The 26,250-nt window shown below is 51.7% G+C and carries 18 protein-coding genes; 17 read left to right on the top strand and 1 reads right to left on the bottom strand.

Annotation, left to right across the window (positions count from 1 at the left end; genetic code table 11):
* Positions 1-25: 25 nt before the first annotated feature.
* Positions 26-595 (bottom strand): MarR family transcriptional regulator, encoded by a 570-nt coding sequence (locus ABKW30_RS28445; RefSeq protein ID WP_348602365.1) that lies wholly within the window; start codon positions 593-595, stop codon positions 26-28.
* Between the two features lie 256 nt (positions 596-851).
* On the opposite strand from ABKW30_RS28445, the gene ABKW30_RS28440 reads away from it, so the two are divergent.
* The 17 genes from ABKW30_RS28440 to efeU all read left to right on the top strand — a co-directional run bounded on the left by ABKW30_RS28440 (position 852) and on the right by efeU (position 26,242).
* Positions 852-2,561, top strand: a complete 1,710-nt coding sequence (locus tag ABKW30_RS28440) for a type I secretion system permease/ATPase (protein ID WP_348602336.1) — start codon at positions 852-854, stop codon at positions 2,559-2,561.
* Positions 2,558-3,976, top strand: coding sequence for an HlyD family type I secretion periplasmic adaptor subunit (locus ABKW30_RS28435; RefSeq protein WP_348602335.1), 1,419 nt, complete (start codon positions 2,558-2,560; stop codon positions 3,974-3,976). Before ABKW30_RS28440 ends, ABKW30_RS28435 begins: the two co-directional genes overlap by 4 nt.
* A 294-nt stretch (positions 3,977-4,270) precedes the next feature.
* Complete coding sequence (locus tag ABKW30_RS28430) at positions 4,271-4,930, top strand: calcium-binding protein (protein WP_348602334.1); 660 nt, start codon at positions 4,271-4,273, stop codon at positions 4,928-4,930.
* Positions 4,931-5,008: 78 nt separating this feature from the next.
* The gene (locus ABKW30_RS28425) at positions 5,009-7,267 is read left to right on the top strand and encodes a glycosyltransferase family 2 protein (RefSeq protein ID WP_348602333.1); all 2,259 of its coding nucleotides are present in this window, start codon (positions 5,009-5,011) and stop codon (positions 7,265-7,267) included.
* Positions 7,264-8,109, top strand: a complete 846-nt coding sequence (locus ABKW30_RS28420; protein WP_348602332.1) for a class I SAM-dependent methyltransferase — start codon at positions 7,264-7,266, stop codon at positions 8,107-8,109. Before ABKW30_RS28425 ends, ABKW30_RS28420 begins: the two co-directional genes overlap by 4 nt.
* A complete protein-coding gene (locus ABKW30_RS28415; protein ID WP_348602331.1) occupies positions 8,106-9,359 on the top strand; it encodes a glycosyltransferase family 4 protein in 1,254 nt (417 codons plus the stop codon). The genes ABKW30_RS28420 and ABKW30_RS28415 overlap by 4 nt, the downstream gene beginning before the upstream one ends.
* A 10-nt stretch (positions 9,360-9,369) precedes the next feature.
* Positions 9,370-10,143 (top strand): hypothetical protein, encoded by a 774-nt coding sequence (locus ABKW30_RS28410; RefSeq protein ID WP_348602330.1) that lies wholly within the window; start codon positions 9,370-9,372, stop codon positions 10,141-10,143.
* Between the two features lie 18 nt (positions 10,144-10,161).
* Entirely contained in the window at positions 10,162-12,402 is a 2,241-nt protein-coding gene (locus ABKW30_RS28405) for a hypothetical protein (RefSeq protein ID WP_348602329.1), read from the top strand.
* Positions 12,399-13,727 carry a glycosyltransferase family 4 protein gene (locus ABKW30_RS28400; RefSeq protein ID WP_348602328.1) on the top strand — a complete coding sequence of 443 codons (1,329 nt, stop codon included), beginning with the start codon at positions 12,399-12,401 and terminating at the stop codon, positions 13,725-13,727. The genes ABKW30_RS28405 and ABKW30_RS28400 overlap by 4 nt, the downstream gene beginning before the upstream one ends.
* Positions 13,728-13,757: 30 nt before the next feature.
* Positions 13,758-14,945: a polysaccharide pyruvyl transferase family protein gene (locus ABKW30_RS28395; RefSeq protein WP_348602327.1), complete on the top strand. Its 1,188-nt coding sequence runs from the start codon at positions 13,758-13,760 to the stop codon at positions 14,943-14,945.
* Positions 14,946-15,015: 70 nt separating this feature from the next.
* Positions 15,016-16,029, top strand: coding sequence for a UDP-glucose 4-epimerase GalE (galE, locus tag ABKW30_RS28390; protein WP_348602326.1), 1,014 nt, complete (start codon positions 15,016-15,018; stop codon positions 16,027-16,029).
* 285 nt (positions 16,030-16,314) lie between these two features.
* A complete protein-coding gene (locus tag ABKW30_RS28385) occupies positions 16,315-17,841 on the top strand; it encodes a DUF6212 domain-containing protein (RefSeq protein WP_348602325.1) in 1,527 nt (508 codons plus the stop codon).
* Positions 17,842-17,846: 5 nt separating this feature from the next.
* Positions 17,847-20,711 (top strand): glycosyltransferase, encoded by a 2,865-nt coding sequence (locus ABKW30_RS28380; RefSeq protein ID WP_348602324.1) that lies wholly within the window; start codon positions 17,847-17,849, stop codon positions 20,709-20,711.
* Between the two features lie 2 nt (positions 20,712-20,713).
* The gene (locus ABKW30_RS28375) at positions 20,714-22,060 is read left to right on the top strand and encodes a polysaccharide pyruvyl transferase family protein (RefSeq protein WP_348602323.1); all 1,347 of its coding nucleotides are present in this window, start codon (positions 20,714-20,716) and stop codon (positions 22,058-22,060) included.
* Positions 22,057-22,896: a glycoside hydrolase family 16 protein gene (locus tag ABKW30_RS28370; protein WP_348602321.1), complete on the top strand. Its 840-nt coding sequence runs from the start codon at positions 22,057-22,059 to the stop codon at positions 22,894-22,896. The genes ABKW30_RS28375 and ABKW30_RS28370 overlap by 4 nt, the downstream gene beginning before the upstream one ends.
* Positions 22,893-24,647, top strand: coding sequence for a tetratricopeptide repeat protein (locus ABKW30_RS28365; protein ID WP_348602320.1), 1,755 nt, complete (start codon positions 22,893-22,895; stop codon positions 24,645-24,647). Before ABKW30_RS28370 ends, ABKW30_RS28365 begins: the two co-directional genes overlap by 4 nt.
* Positions 24,648-25,402: 755 nt before the next feature.
* On the top strand, positions 25,403-26,242 hold the full coding sequence (efeU, locus tag ABKW30_RS28360) for an iron uptake transporter permease EfeU (RefSeq protein WP_348602319.1): 840 nt from the start codon (positions 25,403-25,405) through the stop codon (positions 26,240-26,242).
* The last annotated feature ends 8 nt before the right edge of the window (positions 26,243-26,250 follow it).

The following is a 26,250-nucleotide window of genomic DNA, read 5'->3' as shown; positions in this document are numbered from 1 at the left end:
TATCAGTATGTGTGCGGTATGGATATCAAATGCCGTAACGCGCGGCATTGCCCCACACCAGTTCAAGCCGATGCAATGTTTGAAATGCGATCTCCAGATTGCGAAGATCATCATCATCCCTCGCGAGAACCCGATTATAAGCGCCACCAGCATTGCGCAAATTGGCGCAAAGCTGCTCACCTTTTTCGGTCAGTCGGATCCGGGCAGACCGCTTGTCCCGTTGAGATGCAACCCTGTCGATATATCCTCCATCGGCCAGCTGCTTTAGATAGTACGAAATGTTGGAGCCAACATAATGGCCCCGATCAAGCAGTTCTCCGACAGAAAGTTCAACGTCACCGATAGCCAAAAGTACCATCGCCTGAGCTGGACCAACGTCTTCGACACCAAGCTTGGTCATCTCTGTTCTGAGTAGACTCGCAAACCGGCGATTGACCCTCTCAATCATTCTTGCCAATTCAAAATGCGTCACAACAACTGTATGAACTGGATGTCTATGTCCCTGTTTTTCTGCGGTAATTTCGGGGAAATTGGCGGCATCATAGCCGTCAATAGATGTTTCGACTTCCACTCCTTCGTGTAGAAGTTTTTGTATCATCTTGGTCTCCATGATCAAGTTTACTTCAAAATTTGAAGTAAGTTACAAGTATGTTTTCGATTCTCCTTCGAATATTTCCCCACCGTAAGAACTTTTTTCTGTCACATTCTGCGCAGTATTACTTTACTATTCTATGGCCTTAGACCAAGGTCGTAGGAGCTAACCCGCGGCTGTGTCATTTCCAAGGCAGAAGTGTATGACAGATACTCGTCAAATCAATGAGAATGGCAATAGCAATGTTGGAAAAAAAGCGATGACACCTGCGGTCCCTACGCCGCAAACACTGATTTTTAAAGCCCGCCGGGTGTTTCTGGCGGGGCTGCTTTATGCTGTCTTGCTCAGCGCGTGTATTAACATTTTGCAGCTCACCGTGCCGCTTTATATGCTGCAGGTTCATGACCGGGTTTTAAACAGCCGAAGCACTGACACCTTGCTGATGCTGACGATTCTCGCGATTGGCGCATTGATCGTTTACGGTATTCTGGAGTTTATCCGGGCTCTGTCGTTTCAGGCGATGGGCAGCGCACTGGTTCGCCGACTCAACCTTCCGGTACTTACCGCAGCTGTACAAGCTTCGGTTGATCAAGGCCTTCCAAAAGCAACGCAGTCCCTTCGTGATCTCACGGAACTACGATCATTTCTAACTTCATCCGCGGTCAGCGCTCCGCTTGATGCCGCATGGTCGCCCATTTTTCTCGGTGTACTTTTCCTGCTGCACCCGATTTTTGGGATCATTGGCATCGTTGCTGTTATCATTCTGGTTTGTTGCGGTGTCGTTACGGACTTAATGACGCGTAGTCTCGTAAAAGATGCAAATCAGGCGAATATCGAGGCGATATCAAAGATTGGTGCTACATTGCGCCATGCTGAAGCAATTGAAGCGATGGGCATGTTGCCTGCTCTGGCCCGACGCTGGCGCGGTTTGCAGATGAATGCGTTGGATTTGCTCGATCTCGGCGGTACACGCAGCCGTGCGATGATATCCATTTCGCGCACGTTGCGGTTTATGATTCAGGTTGTGACCCTTGGTACCGGTACATTGCTGGCCATGGAGCAGCAAATTTCGCCTGGCGCAATGATTGCTACGAGCATCATTGTCGGTCGTCTTTTGATCCCCTTCGATCAAGTGGTGGAGACTTGGCGGCAATGGGTCAACGCCGTTGGCAACTGGCAGAGAATACAGTCATTGCTGGCTCAGAATCTCGCGGTGCGCCAGACAATGCCGACCCCGCGTCCGCATGGCGACCTTATCGTAGATCGTCTCGTATATGCCGCACCTGGTGTGGAAATGCCTATTATCAAGGGTATTTCATTTGCCCTTTCTCCTGGTGAGGTACTTGGCATTGTCGGTCCATCGGCAGCAGGCAAGTCGACGCTTGCCCGGTTGATGATAGGTATTGTCAAGCCAACGTCCGGTGGTGTTTTCCTCGATGGTAACAATGTCTATCTTTGGGAACGCGGCTCGTTCGGTGAGATCGCTGGCTATCTGCCGCAGTCGGTGGCACTGCTCGAAGGTACGATCAAGGACAACATAGCGCGCATGGGGGATAGTGATCCCCATCGTGTTCTGGAAGCCGCCCGATTGGCCGACGTGCATGAAATGATCGGAAGATTACCCCTTGGTTATGACACGCCGGTAGGCGATGGCAGGTTGACCCTGTCTGGCGGCCAACGTCAGAGAATCGGGCTCGCCCGGTGTCTTTATAATCGCCCTCGCCTCATCGTTCTGGATGAACCCAATGCGAATTTGGATGCGGTGGGCGAAAGAGCGCTGATGCGCGCGATCGAGCATGCACGGGACGATGGTGCGATAGTCATTATGATCGCTCACAGACCTACAATCATGCAGGTGGCAGACAAACTTCTCGTCCTTGAGGATGGGCGTATCACCCAATTCGGACCACGAACGGATGTTGTCGCCTCGATAACACCAACGGGACCCAAGAGAGCAACCGCATCATGACTGAGAAAATCAACCTTCCCAAGCGTGTTACACAACTCCTTGCTCCACGGGCCGTCTCGACCGGTGACAATCTTCCAACCAAATTTGGTACGGTACGCCCCGAATGGGTAGAAGATCTGGAGCAGGAAGATGCAAAATCGCCTCTGCGTCGGCTTATCATTGCTGGAATTACGACTATCACCATCGCTTTTGGCGGTTTTTTTGGTTGGGCCTACTCTGCCGAACTCGGCAGTGCTGCCGTTGCACTTGGCACAGTAATAGTTGATTCAAAACGTAAGACGATCAGCCATTTCGAAGGCGGTATGCTTGATCGTCTGCTGGTGCAGGAAGGTGATGTCGTAAAAGTCGGACAGCCACTCGTCAGGCTGGACAACACAAAAGCCCGCTCGGAATTGCAGTCGCTGCAAAGTCGCCGCGTCGGCTTGATTGCAAAGCTTGCCCGGTTACGTGCTGAACAGGCCAGTGCAACTGAGATTGAATTTCCAAAGGATTTCGGCGCAGCCGATGATGTCACTGCTCAGAATGCCATGAAAGCGGAGCAGATATTCTTCCAGAAGCGGTCTTCTCAGAAAACGAGCCGTGTTGATGTTCAGCAGAAAACCATTGAACAATATACTGAACAAGCCAAGGCGTCCGAGGCCCAAATAGCTGCAACCGACAGGCAGATTGCGCTTATCAGTGAACAGCGGGAGGCAATTGCGGGTCTGGTCAAGAAGGGTTTTGCACAGAAGTCCAAGCTTACTGAAATCGATACACGATTAAGCGAACTGGCAGGAAGTCGCGGCGAATATGCGGGTGACAAGGCTAAAGCAGAGCAAGCGAAAGCAGGCGCTGAGTTTGCCCTTACCGGCATTGAAAGCGATGTGCAGTCGGAAATTGCTGGCGAGATTACTACCAGCCAAACCGATCTCGCTGATACGGAAGAGCGGATCGTTGCTGCAAAAGATGTCATGCGCCGCGTCGAGATACGTTCGCCGCAGGCCGGTATAGTCGACAATATCCGGTTGCGGACTCCTGGCGGCGTTGTCGCGGCTGGAGAGGCGATCCTTGATATCGTTCCAGAGAATGAGCGCATGGTCGTCGAAATGAAGATCAGTCCGCGTGACATTGATGGCGTGGCTGTAAATTCAGCAGTTCAGGTTAAACTAACCGCATTTAACCAAAGGTCACTCTCGCCGCTTGATGGCAAAGTGACCTATGTCGCTGCTGATCAGCTTATCGATGAAAAAAGCGAAACGGCCTACTTTGTGGCACGGGCGGAGATATCACCCCGGTCACTCACGGCAAATCCAACAATAAAACTTTATCCCGGCATGCCGGCGGAAATTCTGATCGTCCACAAATCGCGGCGAGCGATCGACTATATTGCCGGTCCAATCACCGATAGCTTTAATAGAGCCTTCAGAGAAGATTAACAGGAAGGCGTTGGTATAACTGACGTCTGTGGCATTAATTCAAATTTCAAAATAATTTAATCGTAATGATAGCGCATAACTAAAGTATATTCAATTTAAAGCAGAATTATAAGTCTAATATAAACATGTCGTAATACATTCATGTAATAAATTGTTACTATAGATTGCCACATTTATATTCATAACATATGTTGCATTTCGATTTGGTGCAGCGCACAATCGTCAAAGCACCTGATCGCCGGGGGATTGCCCGGCAATGCGTAAACTCAATGCAGGACAACAAAGGAGAAGCAGATGGCCACTTTAGAAGGCGGCGCCTACGACGACGTTTTGTTTGGCTCGCGCTTTGACGATTTCATTCATGCACAGGGCGGGGATGATGTCGTTTTTGGCGGGGACGGAAATGACACGATATTCGGGGATGGCGGTGACGACCTGCTATTCGGTGGGAATGGGAATGATTCCCTGTTCGGTGGTGATGGTAACGACATTCTTTACGGAGATGTCGGTAACGATACATTGACCGGCGGGGCAGGCAGTGATGTCCTATTCGGCGGTCAGGGGGATGATGTTCTCCTTGGCGGCTCGGGTAACGATATTCTGTATGGCGGCGAAGGCAGTGATATCCTGTCCGGCGGTTCCGGCAATGATATCCTCAATGGCGGTGCGGGCGATGACATACTCATCGGCGGCTCCGGCAGCGATACCTTCGTCTTCAATGGAGGCGGCGGCAATGACGTCGTGCTCGATTTCACTCCAGGTCAGGATCATCTCCAGATCTCCAGTGGCATCAATGGAACTGATATCCACTCGGCTGACGATGTAGCTTCCCACGTTACACAGGTTGGCGGTGACGTAGTTGTCGATCTCGGCAATGGCGATTCTGTCACTCTCGTTGGTGTGAATGCTGACGATGTACTCGCAAACCCAAGCGATTTCTTCGTCGTTCACTAATATCGATTTATGGCGTGCCCTGTCTCCCACAGGGCACGCTTTTTTCTTGCGTTGCGCAGTGAGTGAAAGGGCAATTTGTTGCACCTAGACCATTCAACGAATATTGAAGACGATACGCAGAACCTTTCGATCTCGCGCTTGTGCGCTGACGTGGCCGTTATAATATGGGATATTCCCGGGCCCTCCAAAGTTTCAACAAAATGTACGATTGAGACATCTGATCCGCTCGTTCCACTTGTTAGTCTGAACATGCCGCTTGATACAGGTGGCCAGCGTATGTTCTGGGCAATGCGGACAAAAGATGAGCCTGTTGCAATCAAGCTTTCCAATGGAGGCTCGACGTCAAGTCAGGAAGTTTTGCTCTATCCGGCAGCGGAACTGGATGCTTTCGATATAGACCTTGCTCTGAACAATATCGGGGCGAGCGGACACATCAAGCTTCTCAATAATTTACTCGGAACCTGGCGGAGCGCGTTCCGCCTTTCACAGAATTCAATTTTCGCGGGTGTCGCACGCGAAGTCACTGTGGCGCTCACGCCCGAGCCGCGTGAAGCACGCAACTGCGGACAGCCGATCGACGGACACCACCTGCTTGAGACTGCTCTTGATCCTGATCTTGGTGCAGTCACCGCAATCTATGGAATAACCGGCAATTCTGTCACATCCCTTCCGGTTAAGCTAATAATTTGCCATGCAGCCAAAAAAGGCTTGCAGCAATGCCATCTGCTTGTTGAATCTACCCGCGCCCTGCCCCAATCATTTCGCTTGGTCATTTCAGGAAAAAATGGCGTCGCTGTGCGAAAGCTCTCCGACAATACCAGTACGGGTGATTTCCAGAAATGGTGGGGAAAGCGTCAGGGTGATGCTGGACTACGTGCGTTTCTTGTACGCCATCTTGCAAAGGTGCCAGGTGCAGGAAACGCAACTGCAATTGACATGCAGATAAGGGCCCCGCTTTCTGCTCGGCAAATAGCCAAATCGCCAACGCAGCCATCCGGCGAGATTGATCTGGCATTGGCACTGGATGGCGGACTGCTCGTCGGAGGCTGGACCAATGATCCTTCCGGAATGCTTACCCGCATCGAATATGTGACTGAAGACGGAACTGCCCTTCCGCTAGAACCCAATTTTTATAGTTTCCCGGGAAAAACCGGGAAAAACGAAGATGGGTCACGGTCCGATGTAACAGGTTTTGCCGCCTGGATGCCTCAGGTAAACAATCTCGGCCCTCTGTTGCAGCCGCGATTTCAGATGCGTTTGATATCCGGCGCGACATCCGCACTCGTACCGCAGATGCAGCCATTCGAGGTGAGCGCTCAACGCAATTGCATCTTACGCGCGGTCCCGCCGCAGCATGCCAAGGCACAGGTATTCGAGAAGATTCTGGCACCAGCCCTGCGGGAAGTCGAACAAAAGATCGGAACAATCGTCAAGATTGCGGATGTCAAAGATTATGGGGTGATGCCTGAAGCGCCTTTGGTATCAATCGTCATTCCACTCTATCGGAATCTTGACTTCCTCCGTTTCCAGCTTTCGGCGATGGCAACGGATCCTTGGCTGGTTGAGAATGCCGAGGTCATTTTCGTGCTGGATTCACCCGAAATTCAGGATGATACGGAGCACATGCTCGGTGGATTGCATATCCTGCACGACTTACCGATGAAGCTGGCAACGATGAACCGCAATGGTGGCTATGCGCGTGCCTGTAACGCAGGTGCAAGCCTTGCTACCGGGACTATACTGGTGATGCTGAACTCGGACGTAGTGCCATGTAAGGCAGGTTGGCTGGATGAACTGATCAATCCGCTGTTCAAGCAGAAGAAGCTTGGTGCTGTCGGACCCAAGCTGCTATTCGAAGATGGCTCTCTTCAACATGCAGGCCTGTATTTTGCTCGCGATCAGCGCGGAGTTTGGCTCAATCATCATTTTTACAAGGGAATGCCGGGTGATTATGCGCCAGCTCAGAATCCCAGATCTGTCCCCGGTGTAACGGGAGCGTGCCTCGTTACACGTAAGGATATTTACGATCTCGTCGGCGGTTTTACGGAAGATTACGTCATAGGCGACTACGAGGACAGCGATCTTTGCCTTAAAATCCGCCAGATAGGGTTTCAGATTGCCTACGAACCGGGTGTCGCGCTCTACCATTTCGAGCGGCGTTCAATACGCCGGAGCTCCGATTACATGCGGGGTCTCGCCAGCCAGTATAATTCGTGGCTTCACACCCAGCGCTGGAACCACGATATTTCAGAATTGATGACGAGTTATCTTAACGAAACGGACGAAGATACGGTCACACCATTTGTCAGTAACAAGTCCGAAAGGAGCGCCGCTTGACCGAGGTCATCGCACTCAAGAAAACACCAGCTGACCATATCCGGCTGTATGATAATGACCATGTAGAATGGCTGATGGATGCGGTGTTGAAGAACCGGTTCCTCCCCTGCCCGGAGCCGGAGAGTATATTTGTAGGGGATGGCAGTTATCAGGCCGTTGGCGCTGAGTTCCTTGGCCATTTCATCCGTAAGGGCGGGCTGGAAAAGACAAATCGCATACTGGATATCGGTTGCGGCATTGGACGCATGGCAGTGCCACTGACGCAGTATCTTGATTTCGAAAAGGGTAGTTACTGCGGTATTGATCCTGTTGTTGGTGGTATCGACTGGTGCAATCAGAAGCTCAGCCCGATCTACTCGAACTTTGAGTTCCGCCACGTGGATATTGCGCACAATCTGTACAATCCGAAAGGCGCAATTGATGGCCTGGAGCTTGTTCTACCCTATGATGGCAATCAGTTCGATTTCATCATCATGACTTCCGTTGTCACGCATTTGCCGGATGAAGAAGTCAGTGCGTACTTGCGTGAAGTCGAGCGTCTGCTTGCTCCCGGTGGTCGGCTTTTCATGACGGCATTTGTCGTGGACAAGGTTGCTCAAGAGAATGTTGCCAAAAAACGCGATGCGCGGCTCGGGTTCCAGCGTTACGACGAAGGCCCTTGTTGGTTCGTGCCAGAACTTCCACCGCTTGCTGCCGTGGGATTTGATGATGGCTTTCTGGATCGGGCAATCACCGGCGCAGGTCTGAACACCATTATAAGATCGTTCGGCCACTGGCGCGGCATCTCATCCGATCACTACCAGGATTTGTTCGTCGCACAGAAAGACGGGATCAACAGATGAAGGTTCTCGTTGCCGCCCACAACCATCCAGCCTTGCATCCTGGCGGGACAGAGATTTTTGCGCACGATCTGTTTCGTGCGTATCAGCGAGCTGGCTGCGATGCGCTGTTTCTTGGCGCCACCAATCATGTCCACCGTGAAGCCCGTCCTGGCACCAGTTTCCAGAGTATCGGCACCAACGGAGACGAAATTCTTCTATGGTCCGGTCATTTCGACCGCTTTTTCATGAGTCAGGTCGATCTTTATGGAATCGTGCCGGATATCGTTGAGTTGCTTCGTGATTTCCGCCCCGATGTCGTTCATCTGCATCATCTTTTGCTGCTTGGCGCAGAATTTCCACATATCGTCCGACGCGTCCTGCCAGATTGCCGCATCGTTATGACGCTGCACGACTACTATCCCATTTGTCATCATGACGGGTTGATGGTGCGGACAACGAACAAGGAGCTTTGTTACGGAGCAAGTCCGGACCGTTGCCACAGCTGCTTCAAGGAGATTGCACTCGACAAGTTTGTGTTGCGTGAGCGGCACCTGAAGTCATTGTTGAGCACTGTCGATGGTTTTGTCTCACCAAGCAAATTTCTCAAGCAGCGCTATGTTGACTGGGGTCTCTCCGAACATCTGATTAATGTGATCCCGAACGGGCAACCGGAACGTGAAGCAATCGAACGTTCAGAGATTGTCCGCTCTAAGCCCGTCTTCGGCTATTTTGGTAATCTTAATCCATGGAAGGGGACAACAATCCTGCTCGAAGCGGCAAAACAGCTTATCTCCGAAGGACTGGATTTTGAGCTGCGGGTCCACGGAGCCGCGCCATTTCAAAGCGAGAGCTTCGTTGCCGAAATAGATAGTCTCTTTGCAGAGACGTCTCCATACGTTCAGCGGCGTGGGGGATACCGGCGGGAAGATATTGCCAAACTTATCTCCACCGTCGATTGTGCCATAATGCCTTCGATCTGGTGGGAGAATGCACCACTCGTCATTCAGGAAGCACAGGGGCAGAATTGTCCAGTTATCACCAGCAATATTGGTGGCATGGCTGAGACAATCGAAGACGGAGTAAACGGGCTTACCGTTACACCCAATGACCCGATGGCGCTTGCTGCTGCCATCAGACGTATCGCCGAAGATGTTGAACTGCGTCAGCGTCTTTCAAATGGGGCTCGCCACCCTGATACCATTGCCACGACAGCGACGAAGTATCTCGATTTGATAGAGACGCTTCGTTCGCATCGTGTCGCAGCAGCCTGAAAGGAAGATTATGTCTATAGCGACACAAGTCCCGTCACAGGCTTCACCACAGCCGACTGCCGCACCCGGGCAGGATAATGCACGTTCACCGAAGGTAGAGCCTATGAAAGGCCGGGTTGACGCGATCGATGATGGTCGCCTTTACGGTTGGGCTTTCGATCCATCTACACCGACCAAACGACTGACAATTCGGGTACTGCTTGATGGCAAGCCAATTGCTGAAGCCGCTGCAGATCAGGACCGCCCTGATTTGAAGCGGAGCGGTATCGGTGATGGCGCACATGCGTTCAATGTCATGCTGCCGCAATTTGCATCGATACGGGCGGCCGAACTGGTCGTGGTTGCAATCAATGCGGAGGGTGTTGAGCAGGCGCTACGCGTCCCCAAGCCGGCCGAACAGGCGGCGGAAGCACTTATCGCAGCACCGATGACCCGCATATTGGATAAGCTCGATATGTTGATGGCAGCGCAACGCCAGCTGCAAGTTAATCAAAGGTCGCTGCAGCGGCCAGCGCCAATGCTTGATGGCAATAATGGCGCGTCCTCTGTCGAAGGACTGGACATAAGCAGTTCAATCGAGGCGATGCGCGGCGATGTGAACAACCGGCTGACTGAACTTGATGTGCACCTCATGCGTCTTGATGGCGTGGTCGGAGGTCTGGAGAAGCGGATTGAATCGCTTCAAAAAAGAACCAACGGAGAGGTAAAGCCGCTTTTCCTGTTACTCTTCGTTCTGGTCGGGTTCGCTGCTGGCGCTCTTATTTCCTTATGGATACTCCGCTGAACTGAAGGAGTATGGCTCTTGCGAGATGATAGCAACATACTGCCGATTACCAATGCGGCAAAACCTTCCGGCAGCCATTCCATCGTCATGGAAGGTGAGATGGTTGTCGGCTGTCCTGTCGACGACACGCTCGTGCTTGTCATGGGTATTGGCAGTTTGAATGCAGAACAGATAGCAGTTTTTCTGAATGGCGATCCGGCACTTAGCCTCAAAGCAACGCTGGTGTGCTGGCCTCTCAAGAATGCATCACCGGCTGGAACACATGGCTTTGTCGCAGCTGTTCCAACAGGCATATTGCGACGTGCATCGCTCAAGACCATTATGTTCCAGAATAGAGCAAAGGTCACGCGATATACTTTCGCAAGTCGTGCAGCTTCCACTGGCGATCTGATTGCAATCATAGCCGATCTAGCAGGGACAAACCTGCCGTCAGTTATTGATGGCCTCGTCGAGGCTTTGATTTCTGGACCAATTGGACGAAAGAAACTCGCCGCAATTACAGTATTGCTTCAGGCCGGCGCACGATCGGATGGCTGTGTCGAATTGATAGGCGGCAGCGACGAAGGCGAAATCTTTGTCCAAGGCTGGGCGCAGGATTTAACATCATCTGTAACACGTCTGTTCATAAGCGGACGTGCTTCGTCACTTGCTGAATGTAGCATATCAGTATTTGCCCGGCCGGATATCACCGAACAGTCTACCGGTTTTGCCGGATTGCTGCTGGCTAATGAGGCCGTGGAACCCGGTGATATTGAACGCCTGCTATTTCGTGGACGGGGTGGCTGGCGCTTTACCGAAGTCTATGATCGGCGTCTGATTGTTGGTTCGCGGGAAACTCCAAGTCACGTACGTGCCATCTTGCCGCGCGTTAGAGGCTCGGCGGAAATATTGTTACGGATGCGCTCGGCGGCTAATCGCTTCGACGGCAACGAGACTGTTTCCAGTTTGCCTTTCCCTGTTCGTGCGGGTATTGACACTGTACTTCGTGTTGGAGGTAGCGGGCTCCTTGTCTCAGGTTGGCTGCTTGATCCTGATAGTCATGTGGAAAGTGTGAAGCTGCGCCGTCATCGCGGCGAAAGACAACTTGACGATAATTGGACCCGCGTAGACAGGCCGGACGTTACAGCAGAATTTGACAATCGCGCCCCCTTCAATGCCGGTCTCGATCCAAACCGGCACGCGCATGGATTTGTTGCATTTGCGCCCGAACTGGACGGCGACAGCACAGCCCCTTTTTACCTCGAACTGCTTCTAAGTGACGAACGGCGTGCCTTCATGCCCCTCACACCGATACGCGTAACATCGAGAGAAGCAGTGGTCCGGCAGCTACGGGCGATTGATCCAAATGCATGGGCACTACGGCATATTGTCGATCAGCAGCTCGTGCCACTCCTGCGCAGTGTTAGCCGACCGGCCCCTGAAATTTTTGGCGTGGCTGATCTTGGTTCGTTCGACGATACGGCAAGTCCAGCTCTGATCATTGGTGTTGATGAAAGGGTTGAGGAGATTGGGCCGCTCCTCGCGCTTCTCGCCTTGGACAAGGAAACGCAGCAGGCACCCATCGTTATCGCTGGTGCTGCCGATATTATCGACCGTATCGGTGTCCGGGTCCGCAGACTAACGCAGTTTTATAAGTTGAACGTTCGTCTCGTTTCGGCAAGCGGATCGGAAGACCTTTATGATGCGCTCGAAGTAGGAGCCCGTGCTGTATCTTGCGAGACAGTTGTATTTCTGGCCGCATCGCTGCTTCCGCGGAACAAAGGCTGGTTCAATAAATTGCTGGCCGCTTATGAAACCCGCAAAAACTCTGTTCTGTCACCCACTCTTGCCTATGAAGATGACTCCATACGTTGGGCGGGAACATGGGTTGCTGGTGCCCAAGCCGATCGAGCATTGGTCAGCCGCTATGCGGGCTATCCGATCGATGCCGTAACAGGCATGTCCACGACGGAGGTTGCAACAGCAACATTCGAATGCTGTGTGATGCCGCGCGAGGCACTGTTCTCGGTTGATGGTTTCACACGAAGTTATCTTGGAACGCACGAAAAAGGCTTGGATCTTGGACTGAAGCTGAAACGGTCAGGTCTCAAGTCCTATTGGCTGCCATCGGCACAGATGCTGGGTTCGGATGACATTGCAGTTTCCGAAAAAGCATCCACTGTTGCGCTGATCGAGCGGATTGACCGGCAGATATTCGACGGTCGATGGGCTAAGAGTTTTGGAAAAGCGCACGATCTCAAGACGGAGACGCCGGCATGACCGAACAACTCCGGGTTCTGGTGATTTCACATGCGCATCCCAGCATTTCGCTAGGTGGCGGTGAAATTGCATCCTATAATTTGCACAAGGGCCTTAATTCTCTGCCACGCGTTCAATCTGTTTATCTCGCGCGGGCCAGCCATCCCATTCCCCGTCATGGCTCGACAGCTCTAATGAGCCTGAGACGCAGCAGCGACGAAATACTGTATCACTCTGACGAGTATGACCATTTCTATCTTTCCAACAACAATACGGATGAAATCCGCCGCGATTTGTTACGCTTTGTCGGTGATCTCAATCCGCATGTCGTGCACTTCCATCATGTGCTCGGTCTCGGGTTGGAGACGCTCTATGCTATTCGGGAAGCACTGCCGAAGGCCGCAATATTGATGACGTTTCATGAGTATCTTTCGATCTGCAATAATGACGGTCAGATGGTGAAGGCGGGCACATCAAAGCTCTGCAACGAAGCTTCGCCCATTGATTGCCACGCCTGTTTCCCCGATATTCCTCCAGCGCGTTTCCTGAAGCGTGAGAGATTTGTTCGTGGCATGCTTGAACTGGCGGATGCATACATTTCTCCAAGCAACTTCCTGGCTGGCAAATATGCAGAATGGGGCCTTGATCCTGACAAGCTGCATGTCATTGAAAATGGCGTGTCGATCAATAGCGTTACGCCCCCCCGCGAACTCACCGGACCTAAGCCACGTCGCAATCGGTTAGCCTATTTTGGGCAGATCACTCCCTTCAAGGGTATTGATGTGCTGGTTGATGCGGTTTCGCGTGTCCCTGAGGTAATTTGGGGAGAGGATACGCGGCTGATGATATTTGGCGGCAACCTCGAAAAGCAGCCGTTAGCATTTCGGGAGCGTATGGAGAAGCTGATCCATGATGCCGGCTCTCGGGTTCGTTTTCACGGCGCTTATCAGAACTCTGAAATGCCGCGCCTGATGCAATCTGTAGACTGGGTCGTAATGCCGTCGATCTGGTGGGAGAACTCACCGATTGTTATTCAGGAAGCTTTGCAGCACCGTAGGCCGATCATCTGTTCAAACATCGGTGGCATGGCGGAGAAAGTTCGCGATGGTGAGGACGGCCTCCATTTTCGTGTCCGTAGTGCGGAGGATCTGGCGGACCGGTTCACTGAAGTCTTGAGCGATTCCTCGATTTGGGATCGACTACATCACTCCATTCGTCAGCCGACCAGTTACATTGATAGCGCAGAGGAGCATGTCGCCCTCTATGCAAAATTGCTTCGGTCTGCTCACCAAAACTCACCCAATACAACCGCAACGACCGAGGTCGCGCTTTCGCAAGCCAGCTGATTGATTCGAAGTTACAAGAAGGAATACCCCATGGCACGTGTACTCGTAATGAGCCCATCAGGCGAAGTTTACGACCACGATAATGTTCGCTGGTACCAGTACAACGATATTCAGAGGTATATTGATCACTACCATAACATTGGTGATGCGTTTGTCTTCGACTCGTCACTCAAGCTGATGAACTTTGAAAAGCTGCGCGAATTGCCTTTGGGTGAACCGAACTTCGATCAGATCGATAAGCTCAGGGAAGAGTACGATTATGTGATCCTGCGCGGCTCCAATTACATTCATCAACATATGGGCTGGCCACATGCGATTGCGGTTTTGAAACGCCTTGGTTTGCCGGTCATTGCTTGGGGTATAGGAGCGCAGGCTCCTGTTGAAGGGCAGATCCAGCTCCCTGAAGACCTCAAAACGCTTCTGAAGATCATTGCGGATTCCACAGCGTCCATTGGCGTGCGTGGTGCTTATTCCGCGGAGGTCCTCAGGGATATCGGAATTGAAAATGTGCGCATCGTCGGTTGCCCGACAGCGTTCAGGCGTAATGACCCGAACCTGAAAATAACATTGCCGCCACTCGAGGAAGTTCGCAATGTCGGTCTTACTGTACGCCGCGAGGTATCACCGGCCTATGCCCGTAACATTGAACGCTATCTGACGTTCCATCGTGATCTTATCAAGGACATGGCTGGTCGCTTCGACGTGACATTGATGGCGCAGGGTGAGATCGAAGAAAAGAAGCTTGTGTTCGGGACGAACGAGCAGAAGGAAGATGCCCTGGCGGCATTGAAGGCCAATCGTTGGGCTTCAGATTGGTATCTCGACGCGTCGATCGAGGAACTCTATCGCGAACGTCTTTTTTACTCCGACGTAGTGGCTGATTATGAAAATTTGGTGCAGACCAAGGACCTCGTTCTGGGGTATCGCTTGCACGGCAATCTCATGGCTTTGGCAAATGGCGTCCCCTCAATTTATTTCACTTATGACAGCCGTACCGTCGAGTTCGCGGAGACTTATCAAATTCCCCGCTTTGATGTTTTTGAAGGTGGAAAATTCCAGTTGGAAGATTATTGGGATCAATTGCTGTTCGATAAATACAATGACGCTTGGTATCGGACTTATGGCGAGATGCGCCGGTTCCTCGACGAAAACGAAGTCGACCACAAAATGCTCGAAACCAAGGAAAGCTTATTGGATTCAGTTCGGCGCGTTGCCTAATCAGAATTCATTAATTGGCAAAATCCCTAATCTTAAACAAAGCTAGCAAACAATCTCCCAGGAGTTACCGATGACCGTTCTCGTTACAGGTGGTGCAGGCTATATTGGCAGTCACATGGTTTTGGCACTGAAGGATGCCGGCAGAGATGTCGTCGTCCTCGACGATCTCAGTTGTGGCTTTGAATGGCTGGTACCTGAAGGTGTTCCCTTTGTTCACGGCGATGTAGGCGATCAGGCCTTGGTTGCAGAGACCATCCGCACGCATCGGGTCACTGCAATCCTGCATTTCGCAGGCTCGATTGTTGTGCCGGATTCCGTAAGCGATCCTCTGTTCTACTACCGCAACAATACAGTTCAATCACGAGCGCTGATGGAAACTGCCATTGCCGAGGGCATTAAGCATTTCATTTTCTCCTCTACTGCAGCTATTTATGGTGAGCCTGAGCGCACACCAATCACCGAAAGCATGCCTCACCAGCCTATTTCACCTTATGGGACGTCCAAGCTGATGACGGAGTGGATGTTGCGGGATGCGGCGGTTGCTCACCCCGATTTTAACTATGTTGCTTTGCGTTATTTCAATGTGGCGGGTGCGGATCCAAAGCTGCGTTCCGGTCAATCATTTCCCCGTGCAACGCATCTGATCAAGATTGCCAGTCAGGCAGCAACAGGCGATCGTTCTCATATTGAGGTTTATGGCACTGATTATCCGACGGCTGACGGAACATGCATCCGCGATTATATTCACGTCAGCGATCTGGCCGAAGCCCATCTTTGCGCGCTGAACTATCTTGAAGCTGGCGGAAAGAGTACGGCGGCAAATTGCGGCTATGGCTATGGGTATTCGGTGCTTGAAATCATCGGTGCGGTGAAGCGTGTTTCGGGTGTGGATTTCACCGTTAAGATGGCCCCTCGCCGTGCGGGCGATCCGGCCATTCTAGTGGCTGGTAATGAGCGTGTCCGTGATGAATTCGGGTTCACACCCAAGCGCGCTGATCTGGATTCGATTGTGGGGGATGCTCTGGCTTGGGAGCGACAATTGCAGGTAATCCGACGCGAACAGCAAGATCGCGTCGCCGTCTAAGTCAATAGTAATAAAATGTTGGCGGTAAGCTGGCCCGGCAGATTCTGCCGGATCAGCGTCGTTGCATTTAGCACAAGATAGTTCAAATTTTGAAATAAAGTCATATTATAATAACGGTAAGTTGTTTTGAGAATAATACCGAATTGATAATAGAATAACGGCAAACAGTTGAAATAATTTTATTGTTGCACTGCAATAGAAATCTGTGACAATCTTCACGAAGTTGCCATTTTATATGTATAGAAATACAAATTCCATCGCACCAATCGATCAAGGGTCCAGAATATGACGGTTCAGACTTCGTACAAGCTTTCGCCAGCTACGAAATCTTCTAAAAATATTGATCTGTTGAAAGAACCGATTCTTCTACGCTTGGGTATCGAGCATGATGATGTGCCGGCCGGCCTCTCAAGTGCCGTAAAGGTTCTCGGTTTTGAGGGCGTCAAAGACGATGCAGCGGTCTTTTCAGACGGCAGTGGGATCAAGGCAGAGGCTTTCGAGGCGCCGCTGTGCATTTTAGCTGTCCTTTTGAACCCAGCCCACAGAGGCCGCGAGAAAAGGTTGCTGGATTGGCTTAAAGACCGCGGTCTTGTCGAGGAGCCAATCATTGTGGAATGGCGCTCTGGTAAAGAAGTCGAGACCGCAGGTGTTCTTATCAAGAAACTTGCTGCCATGTTGGTGTCTGATGCACGCCGGATAGTCAAGTCCAATCGTGAGCTTCTCGCCCTCAGAACACTTAATGACAATCTGCAAAATCGTTTTGCAACTGTTGAGAGTTTTATTGATCGCAAAGGAATGCAGCCGTTTGAGCTCGCATTCTCAAATGAGCCTGTCAAAAGTTCGTCCCGTTCCAATGTGTTGGCAGACGCCTCCTTTGACGGCATCTCGCAGGTTCTTCCGGTAGCGAGTGCAGGAGTTAGTGCGATTGCGATCCATTTTGACCGTCTGTCGCATCGCGAGGATGCGACGTTGAACGCGCAGCTCGTAACGATGGAAGACATGTCGATTGTTGAAAGCTGGGCTATTCCGCTTTCAAAACTCAAGCATGGCTGGAATTATCTTGGCTTATCTAGAACGCTTGCAGGATTGCGGCGTACTTTGAATCTGCGATTGCAGGTTGAAGGTGCGGATGATGAACTGCCGTTACTGTCGCTTGGTGGGCTTCAGCCTTTGGAAATGTTTCAGGTTCGTGATGCCGGAAATGACGTGCCTCTGCTGAAAAATAGCCTTGCTATGCAGGTTTGGTGCGGCATGCCAGGGGTAATCTTGCCAAGCTGGGCCAATTATTTGCCGGCTCAATCTGAAAAATCCCGGGAGGGCGGTTTCAGGGAAATGGCGATAGCTTCAGGAATTCTTGACCTTGCAACACTTGCAAATACAGACGAGATTTCCTTTGAATTTGCTGCCATCCTGCCGTTGCCTGAAGAGAAGGCAGTGGGATGTCATCCGCCTGCCGTAGGAATGACAATTGGTCAGATTCCAGCGGCATGTCCGCCCAGGATATTGCGGATTTCCTCGGATGTTGTCGTCGATAATGAAGAATCGCAGGAAGTCGATTTCTCGATCGTCATTGCAGCAAGCCTGGACAATGCACGGCAACTTTTTGCCGAAGAACGCACGGTCGAGCCGGGTGAAGGTTTTTCCGGTTGGGTTAGCATTGCGCCGGGTGACGACAACCGGCTCAGTGCATTCATCAATGATCAAATCGGCGTCTGGCAGAACATATACTTTGCAACGCGGATGAAAACGCCCGGCGACAACAGCTTTGCTTGGGCGAAGTTCCGTAACGTTAGTCTTATGGTCAACGGGTAGTGCTCATGCTGGACCAGATATATCGATTACGCGATGAAATGGTAGCGCAGTTGCCTTCCGCTGAAGAACCGGAGCCGCATTTTACGCCAAAAGTCGCTGTTATTATCCCTGCATACAAACACTCGGTGCTGCTGGCGGAAGCAATTGAATCCGCGCTGGCACAGGAAGCGCCGTTTGATATTGCGGTGCTGGTTGTTGACGATGGCTGCCCGTTTCCCGAGACTGGCGAAATAGGCCGGACGTACGCTTTAGCACATTCGAACGTGTTCTATCTGCGCAAGGCCAATGGTGGGTTGAGTTCAGCGCGTAATTACGGAATCGAGTTTGCGCTGCGCAATTTCGAAGAACTCGAAGCGGTCTATTTTCTTGACGCAGATAACCGGATTACGACGACCGCTCTCCGTGACATTCTTGCTTTCATGAAAGCTGATGACAAGGTTGATTGGATTTATCCAAATATCGACAAGTTTGGTATTGAGTGGAATGGAAACTACACTACTCAGTACTCGCGTCTTCTACATCTGACTTTCGATAATATCTGCGAAGCCGGGAGCCTCGTTTCCCGGCGAATGCTGGATGCTGGAATTCGCTTTGATGAAAGCATGACATCCGGTTTCGAAGACTGGGACTTTTGGCTGCAGGCGATTGGCAGAGGTTTTCTCGGTGCCAATTATCCGTTCTTTGGTTTCGAATATCGTCAACGTGCTGAAAGCATGCTTCGGGACTCCAACAGAACTCGCGAAGGCATTCTCACTTATATCCGTCAGAAACATAAAAAGCTTTTTGCCACCGAAACATTGTTGACGTGGGAGCATCAGGAAGCACCCAGATATGCGGCTATCGGTATGGGCGCATATGCAGTCGATATGTTTACCGATCCAACGGTTGATCATGCGAAATGCAGTCTCGAAGATTTTGTAACCCGCTTCTGGGCTGCGAAAACCGAACCTGAAACGTTCGGTGTTCCGCCGTTCATGCTATGGATGACTGCGGCGCACCGCGAGGCGCTCACCCGTCTTGGACTTATTCATAATTTGCTTTGGCTTGGTGAACGCATTGCCGAGAAACATCATTTTGTGGCGATCCGCTTTGAACGCAACAATGCCAGAATGGGGATCGACATTCGCAACATAAGCGATGCTGAGCCACTGACTGACAAGCCCTTCGGATGGATGTGTACGTTCGACATCTTCTCGACCTGTGCAGAAGATGCTTCCGACGACTGGATACGTTCTTTGCATAAGAATGTGCCTTCACCCAATGTCGTTGAAATCGTTATCAGTGGTCCGTTTACGTCGCGGGAGATGCAAAGCACTGCGCTGTCATCGACCAACGCTCTTTTGGCCACACTCGGTGCACTGCGTGACTCAGGCTATCGTTCGAAGACCAGAGATCGCTGGCTTTGGCGGTCGGTCTACTTCCCGAACCGAAGCCGTTACTTCGAATTGCTGCGGCATGCAGTAAGTGCGCGCCCCGTAATGCCGCGCTTGCCGCAGGCGACAAATGCGTTGCGGGTCGGTTTTCTATTACCAATCGCAAGCTTTGGAGGGGTTGAGAAAGTTGCCTATGCAGTAGCACAGGCCCTGAAAAATGCTGGTTGCGAAGTACATCTCTTTTTGTTCGGCAAGGCCATCTACAATCGCATCCCGGAAAATGATGGCGTTTTTAAAACCGTCAATTTCCTCTCTGACGATTACCCGCTTTGGGGTGGGCCAAACAAATTTGCCGGTCATGACCTGATGATGGGGCATGACGAAGCTGCCAAGGCTGAACAGATCATGGGCTTTCTTGCCGGACTTGATGTCGTCATCAATAATCAGGTTGCTCCGGTTAACGCTCTGCTTGGTGATCTACGCCGACGCGGTGTGAAGGTTCTGAATTATGTTCATGTGCTGGATAAATCCAGAATGGGCCGCGACGCCGGTCACCCTTATCTAACCCTCGCATTTGAGCACGTTTACGACTCCATTCTGACCTGCTCGAATGACATGGTTGAGTGGTTGCATGGCATGGGTGTGCCGGTGGCAAAACTCATGCATATCCAGAATGCCGCGAGTTATGCGATGGCAGCAAAAGAGCGCGAAACAATGTTGGCGGCGCGCCGTTCCAAATCGCAAAAGGATAAGCTTAACGTGCTGTTCCTTGGTCGGTTGGATGCCCAAAAGGGTATCGAGCGCCTGTTTGCTTCCGTGCGGGATCTGCGCGAGCGTGGAGAACCCGTTGACTGGAAGATCATCGGCAGCGATGTCATGGACGTAGGCGCAGGTGGATCATGGAAAGACCGGTTTGCCGAAATTGGCGTTCACGTTGAACCCCCGGTATTTTCAAGCCGCCACCTCAATAAAGCATTCGCCTGGGCCGATGTCGTTGTCTTGCCATCTCGCTGGGAAGGTGCGCCATTGACTATCATCGAAGCGCAACGTCTCGGCTGTGTGCCTATTGCCACAGCAGTTGGCGCGGTTGATGAGTTGATCGATCACGCGGTTGACGGACTTTTAATCCGCTCCGAAGACGATACGGTTATTACTCGCGAATTGACGGAAGCAATCTCGGCATTGGCTGCTGATCCGGACGCTCTACGCCGTCTTTCGGATGCAGCATCAATCCGGGGTGGTTCGCTCGCATGGGAGGAAAGTGCGATCCCATTGGTGAAGCAATTAAAGGCATGGTTCCCCGACCGGTTGCCTCAAAACGGCGAACCAAATCTGAAATCTGTCGACCAGACAGTCGTGACGATCTCCTCTGAACGCTTTCGATCCAATGAAGTCGAAGCAGATGAAGATCATGAAGACCATAATGAAATTACCGAAATCAGGCCGTTGCAAATCGCTGCTGCCGGGTCAGCCAATATGAATAATTTGAGGAACTAGCGATGAAGAAACTTTTCGTTCTGAATGGTGGTGCTGCGGTTAAGCCTGGCAACAAGGCGGCTTACCTCAAGTTTGAAGATCCGCTCGCGGCCTTCAACAAGGGCGGCATCAATACAGGCGACGTTCTCGTCTATGACGCCACGCTCAAGGCGCTAGCTTATGACGAAATCAGGAACGTGCAGTTTTCCCATGCGGGAAATGAAAAACTGTGGCCCCAGGATGACAGCTACGAAGCTACCGTTGTCCGTGGCTCAAACTATCTGACTGAAACCGTTGATCTTGGCCATGTTGTACCTTTGCTGAAGAAGCTCAAAGGGCCGGTTGTTGCCATTGGTGTGGGTGCTCAGGCTGGCAAATACAAGAAGCTCAATGTTCCGAAAGGAACTGTAGAAGCCTGGAAAATCATCGCCGACAAGTGCGAGACCATCGGCGTCCGAGGTTTCTACAGTGCGGAGATTTTCAATGATCTGGGTATCAAGAACGTGCGCGTTATTGGTTGCCCCAGCTTTTACCGTTCGCTGCGTCCATCGATTACGATTAAGTCAATCGATCCCGAAAAAGCGCGGATCGGCCTGACGCTAAACAAGTATCTCTCTGCCGATTATGCCAGCAATGCCACAAAGACCAATCGCATGCAGCGGGCTCTGATCGATGCAGTTGCAAAGCGCCCGTCCAGCAAACTTTACTCGCAGGGCGAGCGCGAAGAGACCCTTGCGATCTTCTCCTCCGGCAAGGAAAAGCAGGATAACGTCAAGGCTATTCTGACCAAATTCGGCCTGATTGGACATGCTGAAGCCGAGGAAATGCTCAACAACCGCATGAGCGCATTCTTCGATATCGACGAATGGGCAGCAGATGCGGCGGCAAATGTCGATGTCATGGTCGGCTTCCGTCTGCACGGTAATGTCATTGCCTTGCATCAGGGCATTCCGGCAATCTTCTTTACCTATGACTCGCGCATTCGCGAATTGTCCTCGCTGTTCGCCATTCCGTCGATCGAGATTGAGGACTATCTACCAATCAATCTGGAGAAGCTGCTCGAAAAGGCTGATTTTACCAAGGTTCAGCACATCTACCGTCAGAACTTCGCTGAATATCACCGCTTCCTGACTGAGAACAAGCTGAACCACGTCTTGCCGAAGCCGGTCGCAGCCCCAGCGGACAAGCCGCAGTCTGTGCCTAATCTGGTTCAGGTGCCGCATAATATTCATGAAGCGGTTTCATGGTTCCGCAGCGAGATCGATTTCATGACCGGCGAAGTGGAAGTACTGCGCAACCGGGCCTGGAATCTTGAAACAAGCCTACGCAGTCTCAAGGAAGCTCCAGCGGCAAAGGTGGCTGCTGAATGAGTGAAGGCCGCGCTCAGTTCAGCCGTCGTTCTTTCCTGACTCTTGCGGGTTTTGGAATTGCGTCGGTTGGGTTGCTTGCGCGGCCATCTCTTGCCCGCGCACTTTGCCCGGATCTGCCCGCCATGCTTCGGCGGGCGTCCGGCGACTGGCAATTGTCATTCACTGATGATTTCACGGATAATACCGATTTTGATCAGGGATGGGTGAAGGTGACCGATAGCGGTGGTGAGACCAAATCCGTTCGGCGCCCGGAGAATGTCACCATATCTGGTGCAGGGTTGTCGCTGAAACTCGGACGCAATACCGACAATCGTCGCGGTGACCGGCCATTTGTTGGTGGTTACGTCCGGACAAAAGATTTTCGCCAGCGCTACGGATATTTCGAATGCGAGATGAAAATTGCCAACGAGGCGGGCGTCAACAATGCTTTCTGGCTGACTTCAGTGCCGGAAAGCGAGGGTGATAAACGTTTCGAACTCGACGTGGTTGAGGCGAAGTTTCCAAATCTCGTACATGTCACAGCGCGCCAGTGGTTGCCGGAAAAAAAGGTGCTCTCCAAGAGCTACCGCCCGCGCTTGAAGCTGGCGAACGGGTTTCACCGTTACGGGATGTTATGGAGTGAGGAGAGCTTCAAGTTCTACTTCGACGGGAAGAAGATCTTTGAGGCCGAGAATGATTTTGCGCACACGCCCGCGCAACTGCTGTTCAGTAATGCAGTCGCCTCTTTCGCAGGGAAAGACGACGGTGATGTCGATGGGGCTGCGACCTCAATTAAGAATATCCGTGTCTTTCAGAATACCGAATGGCAGGAATTGCAAGTCAGGAGATGTTCATGACCGACGATTTTACGTCAACGTCGCGTGCCGACAAAAGCAAGAAATATCTATTGGGCAAGGATGGCTGGATATTTCTCGATCATGATTCCAACCGCGTCATCGATCAGATTACCGGACGTCACATTCTGGATCAGAAGGGCATCGAAGCCTGGCGTAAATTGATCGTTGAGCGGGATGCTTATGTCTCATCGCTTGGTGCACAGCATCTGGTCTTCGTCGCGCCGAACAAGGAGCTTGTCTATTCAGAGCAACTGCCGGACTGGGTTGAGATTGCCGACACAAGACCGCTCCACCAGATCATGACTGCGCTCGGATCACGCCGCGCTTCGAAGATCGTCTATCCGTTAGAAGCAATTCGTGCGGGCAAGTCAAAGGGCCTCACCTATCCCAAGACGGATACTCATTGGAGCGGTTTTGGCGCTTATATTGGCTATAAAGAGTTTTGCAAAGGCCTCTCGCAAAATGGTATCGAACCGCTGCAAATCGATCCGTCTCGGGTTGCCTTTGAAGAAGTTCCTTACGTCGGCGATCTTGGCATCAAGTTTGAGCCGCCAGTTTCGGCCCCTACCCTTTCTGCGCGAATAGAGAAAGCCGGTGGCAAACTCAGCTTCGACAATCGTATTCCGAACCGGGGACGCATCAGGGTGTTCACGAACAATGATACCACGCTGCCGCGTTGCGTCATGTTCGGTGATTCCTTTGGCGGAAACCTCCTGCCATTCCTGAAAGAAAGCTTCAGCACGCTGGTCTATATCTATGGCAAATCCTTCGACCGGGAAATGATTGAAGCCTATAAGCCAGATGTAGTCCTGTCGGAATTTGTCGAGCGCTTTCTTATTGATCCTCCTGTGGATACACCGCATTTCAGCTATGTATCGGTTGTTCGTTCCAAGCTGAAACTTCTGTCGCGGGATGATCTTGCGGAAGCGACGAAACAAACAATGCAGGTTTCGCCGGACATTCTACCTGTCCGACCGATCTATGAAGCTCTGATTTTAACCCATGGCGGCAAGTCAATTAGTCCCGAGCTGATAGGAGACTTGAAGAAGCATCATCCGGATAATCCGGAGGCGCATCACCTGATCTCCACAGAACTCTCCCGGCTTGGTGAGCGGCTTGACGACGCCAAGGTCTATGCGGAACGGTCAGTTGCCGCCGAACCATGGAATGCGCGCGCACGTCATCAACTGGCCCTCACATTGATGCGGCTTGAACAATCAGAAGAAGCTGAAGAACACCTTCGCAAAGCCATCGAGCTGGATGGAAGCGTTGACTGGTGGAATTATCAGCTTGCACAGGTTTTGTTCCGGCAGCACAAACATGCCGAATGCGTGGATACCATGAGGGATTATCTCTCTCGTAGACCCGATTCTGCCGATGCATGGCAGTTGCTCGGCCGATGTCAGGAAGCGCTCGATAATATTGAAGAAGCCGCCGAGGCCTTCGTCCGTGCATCTGACGCGAAGCCGGAATGGACCTGGCCTTTGCTCAAGCTTGCCAATCTGCGGGTTCATACAAAAACCAACCCCGAGCAAGGCCTTGTTGCAACGGATCGTTTGCTTGAAACGCTTTTTCATTCCCGGCAGCGTGCGGAAATTTATATGCTGCGGTCGCAATTGCACGAGGTCAACGGAGACAGATCTAAAGCGACGGAAGCGGCCACCCGAGGCACAGAACTGGCACCGGATTGGGATTGGGCCGTCAAAACGTTGGATCGCCTAAGCATGCAGAAGGTAGCTGCCCGCTTATAGTTTTCATTTTTCAAAGAGCCCAAGCGTGGTTGTTCTTTGCCACGCCCGTTTTTTGCGTCTGGCTATTGAGGGTTTGGAGAGGCGGGCGGTCGTCGGAGCGCGTCTTTTGTGGTAAAGTATGCAATCCGAAGACCGCCCGTTAACGTTTCCCCCTGCCGGCCCCCCTTGGCTCTCGCGGGCAGAGGATGAAACGCTTGGAGTCCGGGTTTCACCATGCCGTCGAGACCTTATCCGCACAATTGACATAGGCATCAACTAACTGCACAGTTTCTGCATTTGCGCAGACTTGCCGCAGCGTACTGACGATCGGCCAGCATACGGGTCGTTGCCCGCATACCAACACGCCATCCTTCCCCACTTTCGAACGGCTCCGGAAGCAGCTCTCCGTGAAAGGGCACGCAAAGAATAAATCAGCGCTGGAGCTATTGGATAAGTTTTTCAAGATTATTTTTTTGGGAGGCTGGCGAACAGTATTTTCTGTCTCTCCCGAGGCTCGGAAAGGGCGAACCACGCACAAAGGGTTACCGCAATCGCCATTTTCCACCGAAAATGCTGTTGCTTTGATCGATAGAAAGATAATTTAATCGTGATAAATCCAGTCAACATATGGAAATAATTGGATAATTTCTGATTTCTATATTATTAGAATTCTTCTAATATATTGTTATTGCTTCGTTTTTCGAGGCGGTCTATGACTCCGGCGACTTTGTTTGTCACCTCAAAGAGATGACTCCGGCAGGTGCTGAGGTTAACTAATGCTCGTTCCATTCCTGATAATGCTACGCGAAGGTATCGAAGCGGCTTTAATCGTGGGTATCGTTGCGAGCTACCTGAAACAGACCGGTCGCGGTGCCTGGATGCCTGCTGTTTGGGTCGGTATATTGCTGGCCGTGGCGCTTTCGCTCTTTGTCGGTGCGGGTCTGCAAGCGTTGAGTACGGAGTTTCCCCAGAGAGCCCAAGAGTTTTTTGAGGCCGTTGTGGGCGTTATCGCCGCTGCCGTATTGCTCTCAATGGTATTCTGGATGCGCAAGGCCGCACGATCGATCAAATCCGAGTTGCATGCATCCATCGACAGTGCGCTGGCGCATTCGTCGGGTCAGGCATCCGCTTTAATTGCAATGGTGTTTTTCGCCGTGGCGCGTGAAGGTCTGGAATCGGTCTTTTTCCTGCTCGCAATATTCCAGCAGAGCACAAACAACGATGCTCTGCTTGGCGCGTTTTTCGGCATTATTCTATCCATTATAATAGGTTACGGGATATATGCCGGTGGCGTTCGTCTCAACCTTCGACGGTTTTTCTATTGGACCGGAATTTTCATTCTGATTGTTGCCGCCGGTATCTTGTCTGGATCACTACGCCATTTTCACGAAGCCGGGATCTGGAACAGTCTCCAGACTGTTGTGATCGACATGAGCAACATCCTGCCGATTGGCAGTCCGCTCGGCACTTTGCTGTCAGGCATATTCGGCTATCAGGATACGCCGACACTCGGTGAAGTGATTGTCTATGTGGTGTTCCTGGCACTCAGTCTTTTCTTTTTCCTGCGTCCTGCGAGTGTCCCGGCACCAGCAGCGTCGCCGAGACCTTTCCGTTGATCGAGAGA

This window comes from Phyllobacterium sp. SB3, assembly GCF_040009165.1.
GTDB lineage: Bacteria > Pseudomonadota > Alphaproteobacteria > Rhizobiales > Rhizobiaceae > Phyllobacterium.
Note: the sequence above shows the minus strand (reverse complement) of the source record. Positions and strands in the feature narration are given on the sequence as shown.

Excerpts from the sequence above, each read along its gene's own strand:
- efeU (WP_348602319.1), top strand. The coding sequence starts at position 25,403 with ATGCTCGTTCCATTCCTGATAATGCTACGCGAAGGTATCGAAGCGGCT.
- ABKW30_RS28410 (WP_348602330.1), top strand. The coding sequence starts at position 9,370 with ATGTCTATAGCGACACAAGTCCCGTCACAGGCTTCACCACAGCCGACT.
- ABKW30_RS28440 (WP_348602336.1), top strand. The coding sequence starts at position 852 with ATGACACCTGCGGTCCCTACGCCGCAAACACTGATTTTTAAAGCCCGC.
- galE (WP_348602326.1), top strand. The coding sequence starts at position 15,016 with ATGACCGTTCTCGTTACAGGTGGTGCAGGCTATATTGGCAGTCACATG.
- ABKW30_RS28400 (WP_348602328.1), top strand. The coding sequence starts at position 12,399 with ATGACCGAACAACTCCGGGTTCTGGTGATTTCACATGCGCATCCCAGC.
- ABKW30_RS28395 (WP_348602327.1), top strand. The coding sequence starts at position 13,758 with ATGGCACGTGTACTCGTAATGAGCCCATCAGGCGAAGTTTACGACCAC.
- ABKW30_RS28370 (WP_348602321.1), top strand. The coding sequence starts at position 22,057 with ATGAGTGAAGGCCGCGCTCAGTTCAGCCGTCGTTCTTTCCTGACTCTT.
- ABKW30_RS28415 (WP_348602331.1), top strand. The coding sequence starts at position 8,106 with ATGAAGGTTCTCGTTGCCGCCCACAACCATCCAGCCTTGCATCCTGGC.
- ABKW30_RS28365 (WP_348602320.1), top strand. The coding sequence starts at position 22,893 with ATGACCGACGATTTTACGTCAACGTCGCGTGCCGACAAAAGCAAGAAA.
- ABKW30_RS28375 (WP_348602323.1), top strand. The coding sequence starts at position 20,714 with ATGAAGAAACTTTTCGTTCTGAATGGTGGTGCTGCGGTTAAGCCTGGC.
- ABKW30_RS28380 (WP_348602324.1), top strand. The coding sequence starts at position 17,847 with ATGCTGGACCAGATATATCGATTACGCGATGAAATGGTAGCGCAGTTG.
- ABKW30_RS28385 (WP_348602325.1), top strand. The coding sequence starts at position 16,315 with ATGACGGTTCAGACTTCGTACAAGCTTTCGCCAGCTACGAAATCTTCT.
- ABKW30_RS28435 (WP_348602335.1), top strand. The coding sequence starts at position 2,558 with ATGACTGAGAAAATCAACCTTCCCAAGCGTGTTACACAACTCCTTGCT.
- ABKW30_RS28430 (WP_348602334.1), top strand. The coding sequence starts at position 4,271 with ATGGCCACTTTAGAAGGCGGCGCCTACGACGACGTTTTGTTTGGCTCG.